The sequence below is a fragment of the Pseudomonas saliphila genome (assembly GCF_008638345.1).
GTDB classification, from domain to species: Bacteria; Pseudomonadota; Gammaproteobacteria; order Pseudomonadales; family Pseudomonadaceae; genus Halopseudomonas; species Halopseudomonas saliphila.
Genome location: NZ_VTVA01000006.1, coordinates 1 through 18,705, shown reverse-complemented (window position 1 = coordinate 18,705; position 18,705 = coordinate 1). Strand labels below are relative to the sequence as shown.

Annotated in this window: 15 protein-coding genes and 2 tRNA genes; 11 read left to right on the top strand and 6 right to left on the bottom strand. The window is 58.9% G+C overall.

Going from position 1 to position 18,705, the window contains the following annotated elements:
- Complete coding sequence (hemA, locus tag FHK95_RS08310; protein WP_150304139.1) at positions 1-1,275, bottom strand: glutamyl-tRNA reductase; 1,275 nt, start codon at positions 1,273-1,275, stop codon at positions 1-3.
- A 282-nt stretch (positions 1,276-1,557) separates the two neighbouring features.
- On the opposite strand from hemA, the gene FHK95_RS08305 reads away from it, so the two are divergent.
- The 11 genes from FHK95_RS08305 to putA all read left to right on the top strand — a co-directional run bounded on the left by FHK95_RS08305 (position 1,558) and on the right by putA (position 14,134).
- Complete coding sequence (locus FHK95_RS08305; protein WP_235906741.1) at positions 1,558-3,297, top strand: tetratricopeptide repeat protein; 1,740 nt, start codon at positions 1,558-1,560, stop codon at positions 3,295-3,297.
- Positions 3,297-3,917 carry a lipoprotein insertase outer membrane protein LolB gene (gene lolB, locus FHK95_RS08300; protein WP_150304138.1) on the top strand — a complete coding sequence of 207 codons (621 nt, stop codon included), beginning with the start codon at positions 3,297-3,299 and terminating at the stop codon, positions 3,915-3,917. The genes FHK95_RS08305 and lolB overlap by 1 nt, the downstream gene beginning before the upstream one ends.
- Positions 3,914-4,765: a 4-(cytidine 5'-diphospho)-2-C-methyl-D-erythritol kinase gene (gene ispE / locus FHK95_RS08295; protein WP_150304137.1), complete on the top strand. Its 852-nt coding sequence runs from the start codon at positions 3,914-3,916 to the stop codon at positions 4,763-4,765. The genes lolB and ispE overlap by 4 nt, the downstream gene beginning before the upstream one ends.
- 32 nt (positions 4,766-4,797) lie before the next feature.
- A tRNA-Gln gene (locus FHK95_RS08290) sits at positions 4,798-4,872 on the top strand.
- 114 nt (positions 4,873-4,986) lie between these two features.
- The gene (locus FHK95_RS08285; RefSeq protein ID WP_150304136.1) at positions 4,987-5,928 is read left to right on the top strand and encodes a ribose-phosphate pyrophosphokinase; all 942 of its coding nucleotides are present in this window, start codon (positions 4,987-4,989) and stop codon (positions 5,926-5,928) included.
- 105 nt (positions 5,929-6,033) lie between these two features.
- Positions 6,034-6,675, top strand: a complete 642-nt coding sequence (locus FHK95_RS08280) for a 50S ribosomal protein L25/general stress protein Ctc (RefSeq protein ID WP_150304135.1) — start codon at positions 6,034-6,036, stop codon at positions 6,673-6,675.
- Between the two features lie 52 nt (positions 6,676-6,727).
- A complete protein-coding gene (pth, locus tag FHK95_RS08275; RefSeq protein ID WP_150304320.1) occupies positions 6,728-7,294 on the top strand; it encodes an aminoacyl-tRNA hydrolase in 567 nt (188 codons plus the stop codon).
- Between the two features lie 38 nt (positions 7,295-7,332).
- Positions 7,333-8,433 (top strand): redox-regulated ATPase YchF, encoded by a 1,101-nt coding sequence (gene ychF, locus FHK95_RS08270; RefSeq protein WP_150304134.1) that lies wholly within the window; start codon positions 7,333-7,335, stop codon positions 8,431-8,433.
- Positions 8,434-8,561: 128 nt separating this feature from the next.
- A complete protein-coding gene (locus FHK95_RS08265; RefSeq protein WP_150304133.1) occupies positions 8,562-9,659 on the top strand; it encodes a mechanosensitive ion channel family protein in 1,098 nt (365 codons plus the stop codon).
- Between the two features lie 144 nt (positions 9,660-9,803).
- A tRNA-Met gene (locus tag FHK95_RS08260) sits at positions 9,804-9,880 on the top strand.
- 273 nt (positions 9,881-10,153) lie between these two features.
- Positions 10,154-14,134: a trifunctional transcriptional regulator/proline dehydrogenase/L-glutamate gamma-semialdehyde dehydrogenase gene (gene putA, locus FHK95_RS08255; protein ID WP_150304132.1), complete on the top strand. Its 3,981-nt coding sequence runs from the start codon at positions 10,154-10,156 to the stop codon at positions 14,132-14,134.
- A gap of 24 nt (positions 14,135-14,158) precedes the next feature.
- On the opposite strand, the gene FHK95_RS08250 is transcribed toward putA, so the two are convergent.
- From FHK95_RS08250 to FHK95_RS08230, 5 genes are all read right to left on the bottom strand, one after another.
- Positions 14,159-15,055 (bottom strand): DMT family transporter, encoded by an 897-nt coding sequence (locus tag FHK95_RS08250; RefSeq protein WP_150304131.1) that lies wholly within the window; start codon positions 15,053-15,055, stop codon positions 14,159-14,161.
- A complete protein-coding gene (can, locus tag FHK95_RS08245) occupies positions 15,055-15,690 on the bottom strand; it encodes a carbonate dehydratase (RefSeq protein ID WP_150304130.1) in 636 nt (211 codons plus the stop codon). The genes FHK95_RS08250 and can overlap by 1 nt, the downstream gene beginning before the upstream one ends.
- Positions 15,691-15,758: 68 nt before the next feature.
- Positions 15,759-16,211 carry a ribosomal protein S18-alanine N-acetyltransferase gene (gene rimI / locus FHK95_RS08240; protein WP_150304129.1) on the bottom strand — a complete coding sequence of 151 codons (453 nt, stop codon included), beginning with the start codon at positions 16,209-16,211 and terminating at the stop codon, positions 15,759-15,761.
- Positions 16,204-16,986, bottom strand: coding sequence for a superantigen-like protein SSL4 (locus FHK95_RS08235; protein ID WP_150304128.1), 783 nt, complete (start codon positions 16,984-16,986; stop codon positions 16,204-16,206). Before FHK95_RS08235 ends, rimI begins: the two co-directional genes overlap by 8 nt.
- Complete coding sequence (locus FHK95_RS08230) at positions 16,986-18,530, bottom strand: 2-isopropylmalate synthase (RefSeq protein WP_150304127.1); 1,545 nt, start codon at positions 18,528-18,530, stop codon at positions 16,986-16,988. Before FHK95_RS08230 ends, FHK95_RS08235 begins: the two co-directional genes overlap by 1 nt.
- Positions 18,531-18,705: the final 175 nt, after the last annotated feature.

Genomic DNA, 18,705 nt, shown 5'->3' with positions numbered 1-18,705 from the left:
TCAGCCTTGTGGTGAATTCGTCTCGTCGTCCAACGCGAACAGTTCCTGCGCCAACGCCAGCGCTTCAGCCCGACCCTCTGCGCTCATCTGCTTGAGCTGCACGCTTGGGTCATGCAGCAGCTTATTGGTCAGCGCGCGCGCCATCTCCGTCAATACAGCGGTAGGGTCAACCCCGCGCTCAAGCCGCGCCTGGGCTTTGAGCAGCTCCTGGTCGCGCAATTTTTCCGCCTTCTGACGATAACGACGCAGCACATCCACCGCAGCCAGCGCTCGCAAGCGCTGCATAAACTCGCTGGTGCCCAGTTCGATCAGCCTTTCAGCCGCCTCCGCTGCGCCCTGTCGCGAACGCATGTTCTCTTCGATGACCTGGTGCAAATCATCGACGGTATACAGATAGACGTCCGAGAGGCCGCCAACTTCCGGTTCGATGTCCCGCGGCACGGCAATATCGACCATGAACACCGGCCGGTGTTTGCGCTTGCGCAGCGCACGCTCGACCATGCCTTTACCCAGGATCGGCAGCGGGCTGGCGGTGGAACTGATAATGATGTCGCACCGCGACAGCACGTCGGGGATCTGGTTGAGAATGATAGCCTGCCCGCCCAGCGGCTCGCTGAGCAGTTGTGCACGCTCCAGGGTACGGTTGGCAACGATGATATTGCTGACACCCTGGTCATACAGATGCCTGGCAACCAGCGCGATCGTCTCGCCCGCGCCGATCAGCAGAGCCGTACTGCGCTGAAGATCGGAAAAGATCTGTCTTGCCAGGCTGACTGCAGCAAAGGCAACCGACACCGGGTTCTCACCAATCGAGGTGTCGGTACGGACCTGTTTCGCGGTATTGAAGGTGCTTTGGAACAGCCTGTCGAGGTAGGGGCCCAGCGTGCCGGCGGTGCGCGCGGCCTGCCAGGCATCCTTCATCTGTCCGAAAATCTGCGGCTCGCCCAACACCATCGAATCCAGGCCGGCGGCAACACGCATCATGTGGCGGACCGCGCCGGCATCGCTATGCAGGTAACTGCAACCCTGAAGATCGGCCACTGCAACGCCGTGATAACGCGCCACCCATTCCAGAACGCCTTCGATATCCGGATGGTCCTGGGCACAATAAATCTCGGTGCGATTGCAGGTAGAGAGGATCGCCACTTCCTGGGCGTGCGTTTCGTCCAGCATCTGCTGGAGTGCATCTGCCAATCGTTCAGGGGCAAACGCAACCCGCTCGCGCACGTCTACTGCAGCAGTCTTGTGATTGATCCCGAATGCGAGAAAGCCCATGGAGCCTCATATACCCGAACGACACGGGTCGAAAACGTGTAATTGTCCTATGTAAGCGGGCGCCGATCAATTCCCGCAGGAAATACCGAAAACCATAACGCCCGCTCAGATCCCGCTATTTCTCATTCACGCTTTCGTGACACTGAGTTTGAACACGGATAAAAAGCTCGCCGCCGCAATAATGGCTAGCATAATCGCCGGGGGCGGTTTTGGGTTTGCGCGGTATCCTGTGTCATGATGAACCTCCCGCCTGTAACGATCCGAGCGTCCTAGAGAGCATCCATGAAGGCTTCCTACACCTACCCCTTGCTGGTCACGGCATTCGGGCTCTGGCTCACCGGTTGCGCTGCCACTGGCAACTCCCAGCAGTCATCTCCGCAGCTAGCGAACCCTGAAACCACGATTTCGCCGTTACCTGAACCTGAGCCGCCCATAGTATACGGCCAGTTCAGTCAGGACACGCTGTTCGCTCTGCTTACTGCCGAGATCGCCGGGCAACGCAACCGGTTCGATGTGGCGCTGAGCAATTACCTTGAGCAGGCCCGCATCACCCAGGACCCAGGCATTATTCAGCGTGCCATGCAGGTAGCAGAGTTTCTCGGCGCCCAGCAGCCTGCCTTGGAGATGGCCCTTCTGTGGGTAGAAGTTGAGCCGGAAGATCCTGAGGCGCTGCGCGCCGCGGCGTTACAACTAGCCAGAGCAGGCGACCATGAGCGCGCCATGGGCATGATGGAGCAAGTGCTCGCCCTTCACGGCGAAACGCATTTCGACTTCCTCGCGCTGGCGGCCGCACAGACCGACTCGGCTACACGTCAGGCCGCCCTGCAGAGCCTGCAGCAACTACAGCAGAAAAATCCGGAAAACGCTCAATTGGTGTTCGCCACTGCTCTGCTGCTGCAACAGGAGGATCGACAAGCGGAGGCTCTGGCGTTGCTTGAGCAGAACCCGGCGGCGCATACCGCTGCCGCGCCAGTCATGCTGCATGCGCGCCTGCTGGCAGAACAGGGCGAGGCGCAGAAAGCCATCTCCACTTTGCAAGATGGTCTGATCAGCTTTCCCGATGATTCGCGCATGCGCCTGTTGCTCGCCCGCCTGCTGGTAGCGAACGATGACCTGGAAGCTGCCGCGGCGCAGTTTGCCTTGCTGGTCGAGCAGAACCCGAATGACGCTGAGCTGCTTCTCGCCTTGGGGTTGGTGAACCTCGAGAATGGCGACCCGGATGCGGCGATCGAGTACCTCGAACGCCTGACCGACATTGCACCAGGCGATAGCACGGGTTTGTATCACCTGGGCCTGGCCTACCTGGAATCTGATCGCCAGGAAGACGCCCTGCGAACCTGGCAGAGCATCGACGACGGCAATGAGTTTCTGACCTCACGTCTGCAGATCAGCCGCGTGCTGATCGAACGCGACAACCCTGACAGGCTCGCAGTCACCCTGGCAGCGGATCGCCTGGCCAACCCCGACCATCAGCTGCAGCTGTATCTGATCGAAATCGAAGCACTATTCGATAAACATCCAGAGCGCGCATTGGAGCGTATCAACGAAGCCCTGCAGGCATTCGAGGCTCACACCAACCTGCTCTACATGCGGGCCATGGTCTCGGAAAAACTTGGCGACCCGGCGGGACTGGAGCGCGATCTGCGCGCCATCCTCGAACGTGAGCCAGACAATGCCATGGCGCTCAACGCCCTGGGCTACACACTGGCCGACCGTAACGAGCGCCTTGATGAAGCGCTCGAACTGATCGAGCGCGCGCGCAGCCTTGAACCGGACGATCCGGCGATCGTAGACAGCCTGGGCTGGGTACATTACCGCCTGGGCAATCTGGATAAAGCCGAAGAACTGCTGCGGCAGGCCTACCGTGAATTTCCCGACCAGGAAGTCGCAGCACACCTGGGCGAGGTCCTGTGGCAACAAGGCCGCAAGGCCGAAGCACGCGCCATCTGGAAAGAAGCCGTGGAAGACGAGCCAGAAGGCGCACTGATCCGCTCTACCCGTGAACGCCTGGAGGCCCGGTAATGCATTCGGCTATACGTGTCGCCACGGTGTTCTGCCTGGCGTTGGCGCTGAGCGCCTGCGGCAATCTGCATAAACGCGAAACCCTCGAATTCGGCGGCGACACCCGCGCCTGGAAGGCCCATCGCCAATCGGTAGAGCCCATTATCAGCTGGACCCTGCAGGGCAAGCTGGGCATGCGCTCAGCACAGCAATCCGGTAGTGGGACCCTGCTCTGGCTACAGCAGAGCGAGAGCTACGACATCCGCCTGTCCGGCCCGCTGGGACGGGGCGCCACCCAGATAGTCGGGACCCCTGCCGGTGTCACCCTGGAAATTGCCGGCCGCGAACCCATGCAGGCGGCCACCGCCGAGGCACTGCTTGAAGAACAGATAGGCTGGCGCTTGCCGGTGGAGCATTTGCTCTGGTGGGTGCGAGGCTTACCTGCGCCGGACAGCCCGAGCCGCCTGCAACTGGACATCGACAGCCGACTGGCGCGCCTGCAACAGGCCGGCTGGACCATTGAATACAGCCGCTATCAGGACGTCGATGGCCTTCAGTTGCCACAACGCATGCAATTGGCCGGGCATGATATTTTGCTCACCCTGATCGTGACGCAATGGGAGCCCGAGTTTTCCGAATGACCACTACCTCCCTGAGCCTTCCGGCGCCGGCCAAGCTGAACCTGTTTCTGCACGTCACCGGCCGCCGGGCGAATGGCTATCACGAGCTGCAGACCCTGTTCCAGTTCATTGACCATGGCGACACGCTGCATCTGGTCGCACGCGACGATGGCCGTATCGACCTGCAACCAGAGCTGCCCGGGGTGCCCGCCGAGGACAACCTGATCGTCAAGGCGGCACGCTTGCTGCAAAAATCCAGCGGCTGCACCGCTGGCGCGAATATCCGCCTGGAGAAGCGTCTGCCCATGGGAGGCGGTATCGGCGGCGGCAGCTCCGACGCTGCGACCACCCTGGTCGGACTCAATCACCTGTGGAAAACCGGACTCAGCATTGACCAGCTAGCGACCCTGGGCCTGCAACTCGGTGCGGACGTGCCGGTGTTTGTGCGCGGTGAGGCGGCCTGGGCAGAAGGCGTCGGCGAGCAGTTGACGCCCGTGGAGCTGGACGAACCCTGGTATCTGGTGGTGGTACCGCCCTGCCAGGTCAGCACCGCGGAAATATTTTCGGATCAAAGGTTGACGCGTGATACGCCGCCCATTACATTAGCGGCCTTCCGGAGGCATGGCGGTCGAAACGATCTCTTGCCTGTTGTTGAAGCGCGTTATCCTGAAATACGTAACGCGTTGATCTTGCTAAACAATTATTGTGAAGCTAAGATGACCGGATCTGGCAGTTGCTTATTTGGGGCCTTCCCAAGTAGACGCGAAGCTGATAAAGTTCGCGCCCGGTTGCCAGCCACACTGCAAACCTTTGTTGCAAAGGGATGTAACAGATCACCGTTACACCAATTGCTCTACAAAGCGGCGTAAGAAGGATGCAACCTTTGCATCCGGACAGTTACAGGGGCGTAGCCAAGCGGTAAGGCAGCAGGTTTTGATCCTGCCATGCGTTGGTTCGAATCCAGCCGCCCCTGCCATTTTCCCGGCAGCAATCATTACATCTTGAGTCGACCTAACCGACCAGGCACTTTTGCCCGCCGTCGGTATACCGGCTCATTCGCAACGACCACTACCCAGAAAGGTATTGCTGCGTGTCCAAGATGATGGTTTTCACGGGGAACGCTAACCCCGATCTGGCACGACGCGTCGTGCGTCAATTGCACATCCCCCTTGGTGATGCATCCGTCAGCCGCTTCAGCGATGGCGAAGTCAGCGTTGAACTCAACGAAAATGTGCGCGGCAAGGATGTCTTCATGATCCAGCCGACATGCGCACCGACCAATGACAACCTGATGGAACTGGTCGTCATGGCCGATGCCCTGCGCCGCTCTTCGGCGTCGCGCATCACGGCGGTGATTCCCTACTTTGGTTACGCCCGTCAGGATCGCCGCCCGCGTTCTGCCCGCGTCCCCATCAGCGCCAAGGTTGTCGCCGACATGCTGGATGTGGTCGGTGTTGACCGCGTCCTCACCGTCGACCTGCACGCCGACCAGATCCAGGGTTTCTTTGATATTCCGGTGGACAATATCTACGGTTCCCCGGTGCTGATCGACGATATTCAGGATCAGCGCATGGACAACCTGCTGATCGTCTCCCCTGACATTGGCGGTGTCGTACGTGCCCGCGCCGTTGCGAAATCATTGGGTGTAGATCTGGCGATCATCGACAAACGCCGCCCCAAGGCCAACCAGTCCGAAGTCATGCACATCATCGGTGATGTTGAGAACCGCAACTGCATCCTGGTTGACGACATGGTTGATACCGCTGGCACGCTATGTCACGCCGCCAAGGCCCTGAAGGACTTCGGCGCCACCCGCGTGTCCGCCTATTGCACCCACCCGATCCTGTCGGGCAAGGCAATTGAAAACATCAACGGTTCCATGCTCGACGAACTCGTCGTGACCAACACTATTCCGCTGTCGGCTGCTGCAGAAAACTGCGACCGCATCCGCCAGCTGGACATGGCACCGATTATTGCCGAGGCGATGCGTCGCATCAGCAACGAAGAATCCATTAGCGCAATGTTCCGTTAAGGCCCACTGCACTGATACCAACAGCCCGCCCATTTCGGTCGGGTTTTCATCATTCATCCGACGCGTTGGTCGCAAATGCCCGGATGCTTAGCAAGGAGACTACATATGGTCGACTTCACACTGAATGCGAAAGAGCGTAACGACCTGGGGAAAGGTGCGAGCCGCCGCCTTCGTCGTATCGCTGATCTGGTACCGGCTATTGTTTACGGTGGCACCAAAGCACCACAGAGCATCTCGCTGGAAACTCGCCAGCTGAACAAGGCGCTCGAAAGCGAAGCTTTCTACTCGCACATCATCTCGCTTGACGTTGATGGCAAGAAACAGAATGTCCTGCTCAAGGCCGTGCAGCGCCACCCTTCCAAGCCGCGCATCATGCACGTCGATCTTCTGCGTGTTATTGCCGGTCACAAGGTAACCGTCCAGGTTCCGCTGCACTTCCTCAACGAAGACACCTGCCACGGCGTCAAGCAGCAAGGCGGCATCATCTTCCGCAACCTGCCGGACATCGAAGTCAGCTGTCTGCCGAAGGATCTGCCAGAATCGATCGACGTTGATCTGGCCGATCTAAAGCTGGGTGAAATCATCCACCTGTCCGAGCTGAAGCTGCCTAAAGGCGTCACTATTCCTAGCCTGGCGCAGGGTAGTGATCACGACCTGCCGGTTGTGAATGTCATGGCTCCGCGCGTTGCCGTTGAAGATGAAAGTGACGCAGCAGCACCTGAAGCAGGCGAAGAGTCAGCAGAATAATCTCTGCTGAGTCTTCTGGAGGGCGCCCGTTGTGACGCAGGGAATCAAGTTGATGGTCGGCCTGGGAAATCCAGGACCTGAGTATGAACTGACCCGTCACAACGCTGGCGCCCTTTTTATTGAGCGCCTCGCGCACCGGCATAATGCTGAGCTGCGTCACGAGAGCAAATTTTTCGGCCTGACCGGCCGTCTCACCCTTTCCGGTCAGGATGTTCGCCTGTTGATACCTACTACCTTCATGAACCGCAGTGGTCAGGCTGTTGCCGCACTGGCTGGCTTCTACCGCATTACCCCCGAAGAGATCCTGGTCGCTCATGATGAGCTCGACCTGCCTCCCGGCGTGGTCAAATGCAAACAAGGTGGTGGGCACGGCGGACACAACGGGCTGCGCGACATCATTGCCAGCCTGGGCAATCAGAATACCTTCCACCGCCTGCGTCTGGGGATCGGCCATCCCGGCCACAGTTCTCAGGTGACCGGCTTCGTACTCGGCCGCGCCCCGCGCAGCGAGCAGGATTTACTCGACGCTTGTATCGACGAAGCCGTGCGCGAACTTCCCGGCATGCTTGCCGGCGATTGGACAGCGGTCATTAGACGCCTGCATAGCTTCAAAGCCTGAATCATTTATCCGCCGCGAACGCGGCAGAGGACACCAGTATGGGTTTCAATTGCGGTATTGTCGGCTTGCCTAACGTGGGCAAATCCACCCTGTTCAATGCCTTGACCAAAGCCGGCATAGGGGCTGAGAACTTCCCCTTCTGCACCATTGAGCCGAACAGCGGCATCGTGCCTATGCCCGACCCGCGCCTGGATGCGCTCGCGGCGATCGTCAAGCCGCAGAAAGTGCTCGCTACCACCATGGAGTTCGTTGATATCGCCGGCCTGGTGGAAGGTGCGTCGAAAGGCGAAGGCCTGGGCAACCAGTTTCTGGCCAACATTCGCGAGACCGATGCCATTGCCCACGTCGTGCGCTGTTTTGAGGATGACAACGTTATCCACGTCTCCAACTCTGTGGACCCCAAGCGCGACATCGAGATCATCGATCTGGAACTGATCTTTGCCGACCTCGACAGCTGCGAAAAGCAACTGCAACGTGCCACCCGCAATGCCAAGGGCGGGGACAAGGAAGCCGTTGCGCTGAAGGCACTGATCGAGAAGCTCATCCCGCACTTTTCGGAAGGCAAGCCTGCGCGCTCGCTGCTGAAGGATCTCGGCGATGAAGACAAGAAGCTGATCAAGAGCCTGCATCTACTCACCAGCAAGCCGGTGATGTATATCGCCAACGTGGCCGAAGACGGGTTCGAGAACAACCCGCTGGTTGACGTCGTGCGCGCTATTGCCGAGGCAGAAGGTGCTCTAGTCGTGCCGGTGTGCAACAAGATCGAGGCCGAGATTGCCGAGCTCGACGATGGCGAAGAAAAGGACATGTTCCTCGAAGCCATCGGCATGGAAGAGCCTGGGCTGAACCGCGTCATCCGCGCCGGCTATGAACTGCTGAATCTGCAGACCTACTTCACCGCAGGCGTGAAGGAAGTCCGCGCCTGGACCGTAAAGGTCGGTGCCACCGCCCCCCAGGCTGCTGCAGTCATTCATACGGATTTTGAAAAAGGCTTCATCCGCGCCGAAGTTATCGCCTACGAAGATTTCATCAAGTACAACGGCGAGAACGGCGCCAAGGAAGCGGGCAAGTGGCGCCTGGAAGGCAAGGAATACATCGTCAAGGATGGCGACGTCATGCACTTCCGTTTCAACGTCTAAATAAAGCGTTGTTGCCAAGCCGCCTCCGGGCGGCTTTTTTGTGGCCGATATCGGGAAAAGGAACTTATCGATGCCACAGTCGCCAGAATTCATGCCGCATTCACCTAAGCTCAAGGAGAATCCACAGCATGAATTGGGACGCCTTCTGGAATCATCCGCTCCTGTTTGACCTGGCAGTTCTCTTCACAGTCACCACTGCCAGTTACCTCGTTCTCTCCGTAGCGCTGAGGATCGCCAGCCAGCGTCTGGACTCGCTGTCCCAGCGCCGACGTGCCAAGAGCTACTTCTTTGCCGCCCAGCTGCTGCGCAACACCAGCCGCCTGCTGGTGTTGGCCTTCTCTCTGCTGATCGGTTTGAAGGTGGTGGAGCTTTCTCCACGCTGGCAAGACGCCATGTCCCATGGGTGGTTTATCGCCCTCGCCTTTCAGATTGCGCTTTGGCTGGATATGGCCGTACGCCTATGGACGGAGAGTCTGACGCGAGACGGCAAGGCCCGTAATCCGGTAACCACGACGATCATTGGCATCATGATACGTATCGTCGTGTGGACGATGATGCTGCTGTCGATTCTGGCCAATCTCGGCGTGGATATCACAGCCATGGTTGCGAGCCTCGGGGTCGGCGGTATCGCCATCGCGCTGGCGGTACAGACCTTGCTGAGCGACATATTTGCCTCCCTCTCGATTGGCATCGACAAGCCCTTCGAAATCGGCGATTTCGTGGTATTCGGCGACGAGGCCGGCAATATCGAACACATCGGTCTGAAGACCACCCGCATCCGCAGCCTCAGCGGCGAGCAGATAGTCTGCGCCAATGCCGACCTCCTCTCGCAAACATTGCATAACTACAAACGCATGCAGACCCGCCGTATCGTGTTCCGATTCGGCGTCAGCTACCGCACCTCGTCCAAGGACGTCAGAGAGGTGGGTCAAATGGTGCGCCGCGTTGTCGAGGCCATCGACAAGACCCGGTTCGACCGAGCACACTTTTCTGCCTTCGCCGACAGCCAGCTGACCTTCGAGGTGGTACACATCGTTCAGACCGCTGATTACAACGAATACATGGACATTCAGCAGGAGATCAACCTGGGGATCATGCAGGGCCTGGAATCGATGAACGTCGAGTTCGCCTTCCCGACTCGCAGTCTAGAGTTTATAGGCGGCACCTTTCCCGATATCAAGTTCGAGAGTTCACCCCAGGAAGCTGCGACGGAAGCCAGTGGCTGACATTACCGTGCTGCGACTCATGGGACGGCCAGAGCAACCCGGATAAGCGCGGGCAACGAGGCTAAGCAGTTGAAAATTTTAGGAATCGACACGCTCGGAAGCTTGACAATATTTACCCAGATGGGAATAATGCGCGCCTCGGACGGCTACATAGCTCAGTTGGTTAGAGCACAGCATTCATAATGCTGGGGTCCCTGGTTCAAGTCCAGGTGTAGCCACCAACCTTTTCAAGGGCTTAGCTTCGGCTAGGCCCTTTTTTATTGCACGTCTTGTCTCGCGTACCTCTTAAACGAATCGCCCCCCCCTGACCACCCAGTTCCCCGCGGCCTGAACACCGGACTCTGCGCGAGCATTATCGACCCCGATCATCTCTGCACAAAGAGGCCAACTCTTCATTCGTCCGATACCGGTTGCACCTGGTTGCACCTTTGGCTTAATTTTCCGTTTCGACCAATACTGACTGCTTGCCTGAGTCGCTAACGGAGTACAATCGCATGGCCAACACCACCCTCGGCGTCAAGCTGGACGAAGTCACCCGCGCCAGACTCAAGGACGCTGCTGCCCGCCTCGATCGCACTCCGCATTGGCTTATCAAGCAGGCTATATTCAGCTATCTGGAAACCCTCGACCGCGGCATTGAGATGCCTGAACTGGCTGCTCTGGCGCAGCGTATCGGCGATGGCGACGACGACGACGATGCTGTAGAGGCCTTGTCCGATCAGTCGTTTCAACCCTTTCTCGAATTTGCGCACAGTATTCTGCCGCAGCCAGTACTTCGCGCGGCCATCACGGCGGCGTACCGTCGCCCCGAGCCGGAAATCGTTCCGCTATTGTTGGAACAGGCCCGCGTCCCCGAGCAGATCGCCACTTCCAGCTATGAATTGGCCTACCGCCTGGCCGAGCAACTGCGGGCACGTAAGGGGGCCAGCGGCCGGGCCGGATTGGTCCAGGGACTGCTTCAGGAATTTTCTTTGTCTTCCCAGGAGGGAGTCGCGCTGATGTGCCTGGCCGAAGCCCTATTGCGTATACCCGACAAGGGCACCCGCGATGCGCTGATTCGCGACAAAATCAGCCATGGCAACTGGCAGCAGCACCTAGGCAACAGCCCGTCGATGTTCGTCAACGCTGCCTCCTGGGGGCTGCTGGTCACCGGCAGACTGGTATCGACACACAACGAAACAGGCATGACCCGCTCACTCAATCGCATTATCGGCAAGAGCGGCGAACCAGTGATTCGCAAGGCCGTCGATATGGCCATGCGCATGATGGGCGAGCAGTTCGTTACCGGCGAAACCATCGGAGAAGCGCTGGCTAACGCGTCGAAACTGGAAGCGCAGGGATTTCGCTATTCATACGACATGCTCGGCGAGGCGGCGATGACCGAGGAAGATGCCCGCGCCTATATGACCTCGTACGAACAGGCTATCCATGCTATCGGCAAGGCGTCGAACGGTCGAGGTATATACGAAGGGCCCGGTATTTCCATCAAACTTTCTGCCCTTCACCCGCGATACAGCCGTGCCCAGTATGATCGGGTCATGGACGAGCTTTACCCGCGGTTACTGGAGCTGGTCCGCCTGGGCCGCCAGTACGACATAGGCATCAATATCGATGCGGAGGAAGCAGACCGCCTGGAGCTGTCACTCGACCTCCTCGAGCGGTTGTGTTTCGAGCCCGATCTTCGCGGCTGGAACGGAATCGGCTTTGTCATCCAGGCCTACCTGAAGCGCTGCCCCTATGTAATCGACTATCTGATCGACCTGGCGCGTCGCAGCAGCCATCGTCTGATGATTCGCCTGGTTAAAGGCGCTTATTGGGATAGTGAAATCAAGTTTGCTCAGCTTGAGGGGCTTGAGGGCTATCCGGTGTATACCCGCAAGATGTACACCGACATTTCCTATATTGCCTGTGCGCGCAAGCTGTTGGCGGCACCGGATGCGGTATACCCGCAATTCGCTACCCACAACGCGCACTCCTTGGCGACCATCTACCATCTGGCCGGCCAGAATTATTACCCCGGACAATACGAATTTCAGTGCCTGCACGGCATGGGTGAGCCCTTGTATGACCAGGTCGTGGGCAAGACCGCCGATGGCAAACTGAACCGCCCGTGCCGGATCTATGCCCCGGTTGGCACCCATGAGACCCTGCTCGCCTATCTTGTGCGGCGGCTTCTGGAGAACGGCGCCAATACGTCCTTCGTCAATCGCATCGCTGACCGCTCGGTAGCCATCAGCGAGCTGGTCGAGGATCCTATTGTGACGGTGCAGCAGGCCGCGGCCCAGGAGGGAGCGCTGGGACTGCCCCATCCACGCATTCCCTTGCCGCGGGACCTGTACGGCTCCAGGCGCGCCAACTCGAGCGGCATAGACCTGTCCAACGAGCAACGCCTGGCATCGCTGTCCAGCGCCCTGCTGGCCAGCACCCAGCTGCAGTGGCGGGCCCAGCCGATGCTCGGATGTGAGATTGCCGAGGGCACATGGGAAGACGTACACAACCCAGCCGATCTGCGCGATTGCGTGGGTCAGGTACGCAATGCAACCGTGCAGGAGGCAGCCAACGCCTTGCAGGCCGCGCGGACTGCAGCGCCTATCTGGCAGGCGACTCCACCGGCGGAGCGTGCGGCTATCCTTGAGCGCGCCGCTGATCTGATGGAGGCCCAGATCCAGCCGCTGCTCGGTCTGCTGGCTCGCGAAGCCGGCAAAACCTTTTCCAATGGCATCGCCGAAGTCCGCGAGGCGGTCGACTTCATGCGGTTCTATGGTCTACAAGCCCGCGAGGATTTCAACAACGACACACATCGGCCGCTGGGCACCGTGCTGTGTATCAGTCCCTGGAACTTCCCACTGGCGATCTTTACCGGGCAAGTGGTGGCTGCACTGGCTGCGGGCAATACCGTGATTGCCAAACCCGCTGAACAGACACCACTTATCGCCGCCCAGGCCATCCAGTTTCTGCTCCAGGCCGGCGTACCCGAAGGCGCAGTCCAGCTGCTGCCAGGTGATGGCGCGACACTGGGTGACGCACTGGTTGGCGACGAGCGCATCAAGGGTGTGATGTTCACCGGCTCAACCGACGTCGCGAATATTATTTCGCGTAACCTGGCCGGCAGACTCGATGCCCAGGGGCGTCCGATTCCGTTGATCGCGGAAACCGGTGGGCAGAACGCGATGATTGTCGACTCCTCGGCTCTGACAGAGCAGGTGGTCGCCGATGTGGTCGATTCAGCCTTTGATAGTGCGGGCCAACGCTGTTCAGCGCTGCGAGTACTCTGCGTGCAGGACGATGTAGCGGAGCGTTTGTTAAGAATGCTTGAGGGGACCTTTGCCGGTTATAACGTCGGCAACCCTGATCACCTGGCCACCGATGTAGGCCCGGTCATAGACGCCGAGGCCAAGGCTACGATTGAGCGCCATATCGCCGACATGCGCTCGAAGGGCCGCCGGGTTGTACAGGCTGGACGCCATGAACCTGATGCACTGGAACGAGGCACCTTCGTGCTGCCAACCCTGATCGAAATCGATAATCTGGCAGAACTCCAGCGCGAGGTATTCGGGCCGGTACTGCACGTGTTGCGCTACCGTCGCGAGGAACTTGCCAGTCTGCTGGATCAGATCAACGGCACCGGCTATGGACTGACCCTCGGTGTGCATACGCGCATAGATGAAACCATCGAACAGGTGGTGAGTAAGGCCCGGGTCGGCAATGTATACGTCAATCGCAATATCGTCGGCGCGGTGGTCGGCGTGCAACCCTTCGGCGGTGAAGGTCTGTCCGGCACCGGCCCAAAGGCGGGTGGTCCACTCTACATGTATCGTTTACTGGCAAGCTGTCCCGCAGAAGGCGCGGCGCCGACCTTCAAGCGCATGGGCATTGAAGGTGAAAACGACACGCGCGTGCGTGAAAGCATGGCCGAGCGCATCGACCTGCCGCTGACTGCGTTCAGGGACTGGGCGCGCGAGCAGAACAATGCAGGACTGGTGACTGCCTGTGACACTTTCGCCGCCCTCTCGCAGAGCGGTGTGACGCGCGTGCTGCCAGGCCCGACCGGTGAGCGCAACGCTTATACGATACTGCCGCGCGAACGCGTACTGAGCCTGGCGGATGACCAGCAAGACCGCCTGATCCAGCTAGCGGCGCTGCTTGCTGTCGGCTCCACAGCAGTCTGGCCGGAAGACGACACCAGCCGGTATCTGCTCGGCCGTCTCCCCGCTGCGGTACAGGCAAGGATCGAGAGCACCACGAACTGGCAGGAGGATAGCCTTGAATTCGAGGCGGTCTTGCACCACGGCGACTCCGATCAGTTGCGCGCCTTGTGCAAACTCCTGGCGCAACGCAGCGGACCCATAGTCGGTGTGAGCGGATATGTGCCCGGAGATCGGCAGGTAGCGCTCGAGCGCCTCTACATCGAACGCTCGCTCAGCATTAACACCGCTGCGGCCGGGGGCAATGCTAGCCTGATGAGCATTAGTTGAAGCAGAGATAGGCGGCCGATCAAGCTACCTGGCGTGCCCGGGACGGGTAGCCAGAACCAGACCAAGGAAGGTCAGCGCTCCGCCAACAAAGTGAAACCATTGCAACTGCTCACCCAGAATGAACATACCGAGCAAGGCCGCGAATACAGGCATCAGGTAACTGAACAATGATGCAGTGGCTGGCCCCAGCACCCGAACCCCGTTATTCCAGGCCCAATACGCGAGCAACGAAGCGAAAACCGCGGTATAGGCCACCGCACCCACTGCCTGAGCCGTCAACGGCATCCCACCCGTCGTGCTGTACTCCCATAAATAGAAGGGTAACAAGATCGGCACGCCACAGATCAGCAAAGCAGCCAGCTGAACCAATCCCGGCACTGGCAGCATCCAGTACCGTAGTAACACCGAGTACAGGCCCCAACATAAAACCGCCAGAACCATGATCAGGTCGCCCCGATTGAATGCCAGCGACAGCAGCCGTTCAGGCTGTCCCATGCTGAGTATAACCAGCAGGCCGAGAAAGGACAGCAGCGTACCCAGCAGGGTCAGGACGCTGGGCCAGATACGCAGCAGCACCACGGACCAGATAAACGCAGCGACCGGCAGGCCGGTGTTCACCAGCGTCAGGTTGATGGCCGTGGTGCTCTGTGCAGCCTGGTAAAGCAAAGTGTTGTAGGAGGAGATACTCAGTCCCGCGAGCACGACGACATGCTTCCACCGCGTACATAACACCTCGCGATGCTGCCATAGGCCACGGACAGTAAAGGGCAGCAGTAGTGCCAGAGCGGTCGACCAGCGCCAGAAGGACAAGCCTATCGGGGGCAACTCACCTGCGGTAGCCCTGGCGACCAGCGCATTACCAGCCCAGGCCAGCGTGCAAATCACCAGCCCTGCCATGGCCAAGGATCGCTCGCTACGCATCAGGGCGGGCTGAGACGGTACTGCTCGGGGATCTGCTCCGGGCCGGTCACGGTGACATCGAGATTCTTCAGATGACCATTCTTGATGCCATAAATGAAGCCGTGCACGGCCAACGGCTGTCCTCGATGCCAGGCGTTTTGCACAATACTGGTATGACTGGCATTGGCCACCTGGCGAATGACGTTCATCTCACACATGCGGTCCAGGCGAACTTCTTCATCTTCGACCAGACGCAACCGTTCGCGCTGCTCGAAATACAGGTCGCGAATTGTCCTCAGCCAGCCATCGCTTAGACCCAACTGTGTATTGCTCATGGCGGCTTTGACGCCGCCGCAGCCGTAGTGACCGGTTACGATAATATGTTTGATCTTGAGCACATCAACGGCGAATTGCATGACCGATAAACAGTTCAGGTCAGTATGCAGCACGACATTGGCTATGTTGCGGTGGACGAATAATTCGCCCGGAAGCAAACCAACGATTTCATTGGCGGGCACCCTGGAATCCGCGCACCCGATCCAGAGAAACTCCGGCGCTTGCTGGCCCGCCAGTTTGGTAAAGAATGTCGGGGCCTCCTGCTTGATGGAGTCCGCCCATTCACGATTGTTCTTGAATAGCTGTGTAAGGTCGTCCATGCGTTTCCCTGTTGAGTTTGATCTGATTCGCGGCGTAGCGTCAGCCGTCATTGCTCTTGGGCAATCGCTCAGTCCAGCAGCGAGAAGGCCATCACCAAGGCATCCTCCTGGCCCTGTGCTGCCGGATAATAACCGCGTCGACGCCCGATCTCATTGAACCCGAAGTTCTCATACAAGCGGATAGCCGACACATTGGATTCACGCACCTCAAGAAAAGCCACACCCGCGTCACGAAGCTTGGCGCGCGCCATCAGCCGTTCCAGCATCTTGAGGCCATAGCCTCGACCCTGACGATCCGGCCGAACTGTCAGGTTGAGCAAGTGCGATTCCTGAGCTGCAGCCGAGAGTACGCCGTGACCTACCTGCCTATCACCTTCGAATGACAGCCAGCATTCATAGCCGGAACGGATACAGTCCAGAAAAATGCCGCGCGTCCAGGGATGAGAGAAGGCAGAACATTCGATATCCAGCACAGCGTCCACATCGCCCTCGAGCATTGGGCGGAAATACAATTCAGTCATTCACTACCGCCCACTGTGCCTTTATGCGTTTGAGAAAATGCCAGAGCCGGCGCTTCGCTTCGGGCTCAGCCATTAAGCCTTCCAAAGAGGGAACAAACCAGGCGGGGGGAAGCTGATCAATCGACTCCACTCTCCCAGCGAGGTCTGCAATGGCCTCGGCATCCGGATCGCTCAATAACACTGTATGAGCACCAAAACACCCGATAGAATCGATCTGCTGAGACTCTAAACGCGCCTGCATGAAGGCTTGCAAACCCTGACTGGCGGCCACCGCGCTGTTATCCAGCTGCCGGTTCCTGGTCAGGGGCCAGTGAAAGTCGGCGTAGAGCCTGGCCGGCGTCGGCAACTCAGCCGCACGAAGAATCTCATTGAGTAACCGAAACGTGGGAGACGCACTCTCCAGACCAGGTTCCTGCGTCTCAATCAGCAGCGCGCAGGGCCCGGCCAACCAAAGCTGCACATAAAAGGGGCCCACAGGGACTGCCGGCGCAGTCTGCTGGGCCGGCTCGGGTGGGGATTCGACCGCCGGTCTGCTTGTAGCGCCGGGGCGCGGCACCGGAATCGGTATGTGTTTCCTGGCAGGCGGCGCGACGACCTCAGGGGCGATGAGCGCCGAAGTAGGCTTTTCAGGTGGCTCTGATACGGGGGCGGCCTGCAATGGAGGTGGTGGGACGTCGGCCGGCACACGTTGTGCCGCGTTAGCAAGCACCGCACGCGGCATCCAATTGGCGACCCCCATGGCCTCAAGATAAGACAGGCGCGTCTGCTCAAGCATCAAACACCAGCTTCCTGTGGGTGTGCTTTGAGCGCTCCAGCCTGAATCAGGTTCAGGGCGTTGATATAGGCCTTCGCCGAGGCAACAATAATATCGGTATCTGCACCGTTGCCATTGACTATACGTCCGGCTCTTTCCAGCCGCACCGTGACCTCTCCCTGGGAATCTGTGCCCTGAGTAATGGCATTCACCGAATAGAGCTGCAGAACTGTATTGGACTGAACGACTTGTTCGATTGCCTTGAACGTCGCATCCACTGGGCCGGAGCCTTCTGACTCAGCCTTGTGCTCTACTCCATCGGCAGTCAGTGTCACTCGCGCTATAGGTGTCTCACCAGTGCGTGAAGTCACGTCCAGATAAACCAGCTTGAGATGTTCAACCGCTTCGGTGAGTGTGTCCGAGACCAGTGCCTGCAGGTCTTCATCAAAAATCTCGTGCTTCTTGTCAGCCAGTTGCTTGAAGCGGCTAAAGGCAGCGTTCAACTCGGCGTCACCAGGCAACTGAATGCCCAGCTCGTCCAGACGATTGCGGAACGCATTGCGCCCCGAGAGTTTGCCGAGTGACAAGCGATTGGTATGCCAGCCGACCGACTGGGCACTCATTATCTCGTAGGTTTCGCGGTGCTTGATCACGCCGTCCTGATGGATACCCGATTCATGCGCAAAGGCATTGGCACCAACGATCGCCTTGTTCGGCTGCACAGGAAATCCGGTAATTCCGGAGACAAGACGTGAGGCGCTGAGAATGTTCTCGGTAACGATACCGGTATGCACACCGAGGATGTCTTCCCGCGTCTTGATCGCCATAACGATTTCTTCAAGCGCCGCATTACCGGCCCGCTCACCGAGGCCATTGATCGTGCATTCCACCTGTCTGGCGCCGGCGCACACTGCCGCAAGAGAGTTGGCTACCGCCAACCCCAGATCGTTATGGCAATGCACCGAGAAGATAGCCTGATCGGAATTCGGCACCCGCTCGATGATCTGCCGAATAGTCTCGCCAAACTGGTGGGGAATGGAGTAGCCGACAGTATCCGGGATATTAATGGTGCGCGCGCCGGCAGCAATAGCCGCTTCGATAATCCGGCAGAGGAAGTCGATTTCGGAACGGCCGGCATCTTCACAAGAGAACTCGACGTCGCCACAGAGATTACGCGCATGCTTGACCGCGCGCACCGCCTGCTCAAGCACCTGATTGGGCTCAAGGCGCAACTTGTGCTGCATGTGTATCGGGCTGGTCGCGATAAAGGTATGAATGCGGCCTGAATTAGCGCCGGCGAGGGCCTCGGCCGCGCGCTCTATATCGGCTTCCACTGCCCGAGCGAGACTGCACACGGTGCTGTCCTTGATGTTGTCCGCGATCGCCTTGACCGCTTCAAAGTCACCCGGACTGGCAATGGCAAAGCCGGCTTCGATGACATCGACCTTCAGCTTTTCCAACGCCTTGGCGATCCGCAGCTTTTCCTCGCCCGTCATCGACGCCCCGGGGCTTTGCTCTCCGTCGCGAAGCGTTGTATCGAAGATTAAAACGCGATCCTGGTCCATGGCAGTCTCCTCAGTATCAGGCCCGGCCCAAACAAGGGCGCATCAGTGGAAAATATCGGACAAGTATACCGCATAGGATGTCGGCAGCGCCCTGCGACAACTGACCGTCAGGCACCAGCAAAAAAAAGGATATAGGCAAACTTAAATATATCGCGCACAAAAGAACACCCCGACC

What these genes read in the sequence shown, in the direction of transcription:
- FHK95_RS08305 (WP_235906741.1), top strand. Translation starts at nt 1,558, where the DNA reads ATGAAGGCTTCCTACACCTACCCCTTGCTGGTCACGGCATTCGGGCTC.
- FHK95_RS08265 (WP_150304133.1), top strand. Translation starts at nt 8,562, where the DNA reads ATGAATTGGGACGCCTTCTGGAATCATCCGCTCCTGTTTGACCTGGCA.
- FHK95_RS08235 (WP_150304128.1), bottom strand. Translation starts at nt 16,986, where the DNA reads ATGCTTGAGCAGACGCGCCTGTCTTATCTTGAGGCCATGGGGGTCGCC.
- pth (WP_150304320.1), top strand. Translation starts at nt 6,728, where the DNA reads ATGGTCGGCCTGGGAAATCCAGGACCTGAGTATGAACTGACCCGTCAC.
- FHK95_RS08230 (WP_150304127.1), bottom strand. Translation starts at nt 18,530, where the DNA reads ATGGACCAGGATCGCGTTTTAATCTTCGATACAACGCTTCGCGACGGA.
- lolB (WP_150304138.1), top strand. Translation starts at nt 3,297, where the DNA reads ATGCATTCGGCTATACGTGTCGCCACGGTGTTCTGCCTGGCGTTGGCG.
- putA (WP_150304132.1), top strand. Translation starts at nt 10,154, where the DNA reads ATGGCCAACACCACCCTCGGCGTCAAGCTGGACGAAGTCACCCGCGCC.
- ispE (WP_150304137.1), top strand. Translation starts at nt 3,914, where the DNA reads ATGACCACTACCTCCCTGAGCCTTCCGGCGCCGGCCAAGCTGAACCTG.
- rimI (WP_150304129.1), bottom strand. Translation starts at nt 16,211, where the DNA reads ATGACTGAATTGTATTTCCGCCCAATGCTCGAGGGCGATGTGGACGCT.
- ychF (WP_150304134.1), top strand. Translation starts at nt 7,333, where the DNA reads ATGGGTTTCAATTGCGGTATTGTCGGCTTGCCTAACGTGGGCAAATCC.
- FHK95_RS08250 (WP_150304131.1), bottom strand. Translation starts at nt 15,055, where the DNA reads ATGCGTAGCGAGCGATCCTTGGCCATGGCAGGGCTGGTGATTTGCACG.
- hemA (WP_150304139.1), bottom strand. Translation starts at nt 1,275, where the DNA reads ATGGGCTTTCTCGCATTCGGGATCAATCACAAGACTGCTGCAGTAGAC.
- can (WP_150304130.1), bottom strand. Translation starts at nt 15,690, where the DNA reads ATGGACGACCTTACACAGCTATTCAAGAACAATCGTGAATGGGCGGAC.
- FHK95_RS08280 (WP_150304135.1), top strand. Translation starts at nt 6,034, where the DNA reads ATGGTCGACTTCACACTGAATGCGAAAGAGCGTAACGACCTGGGGAAA.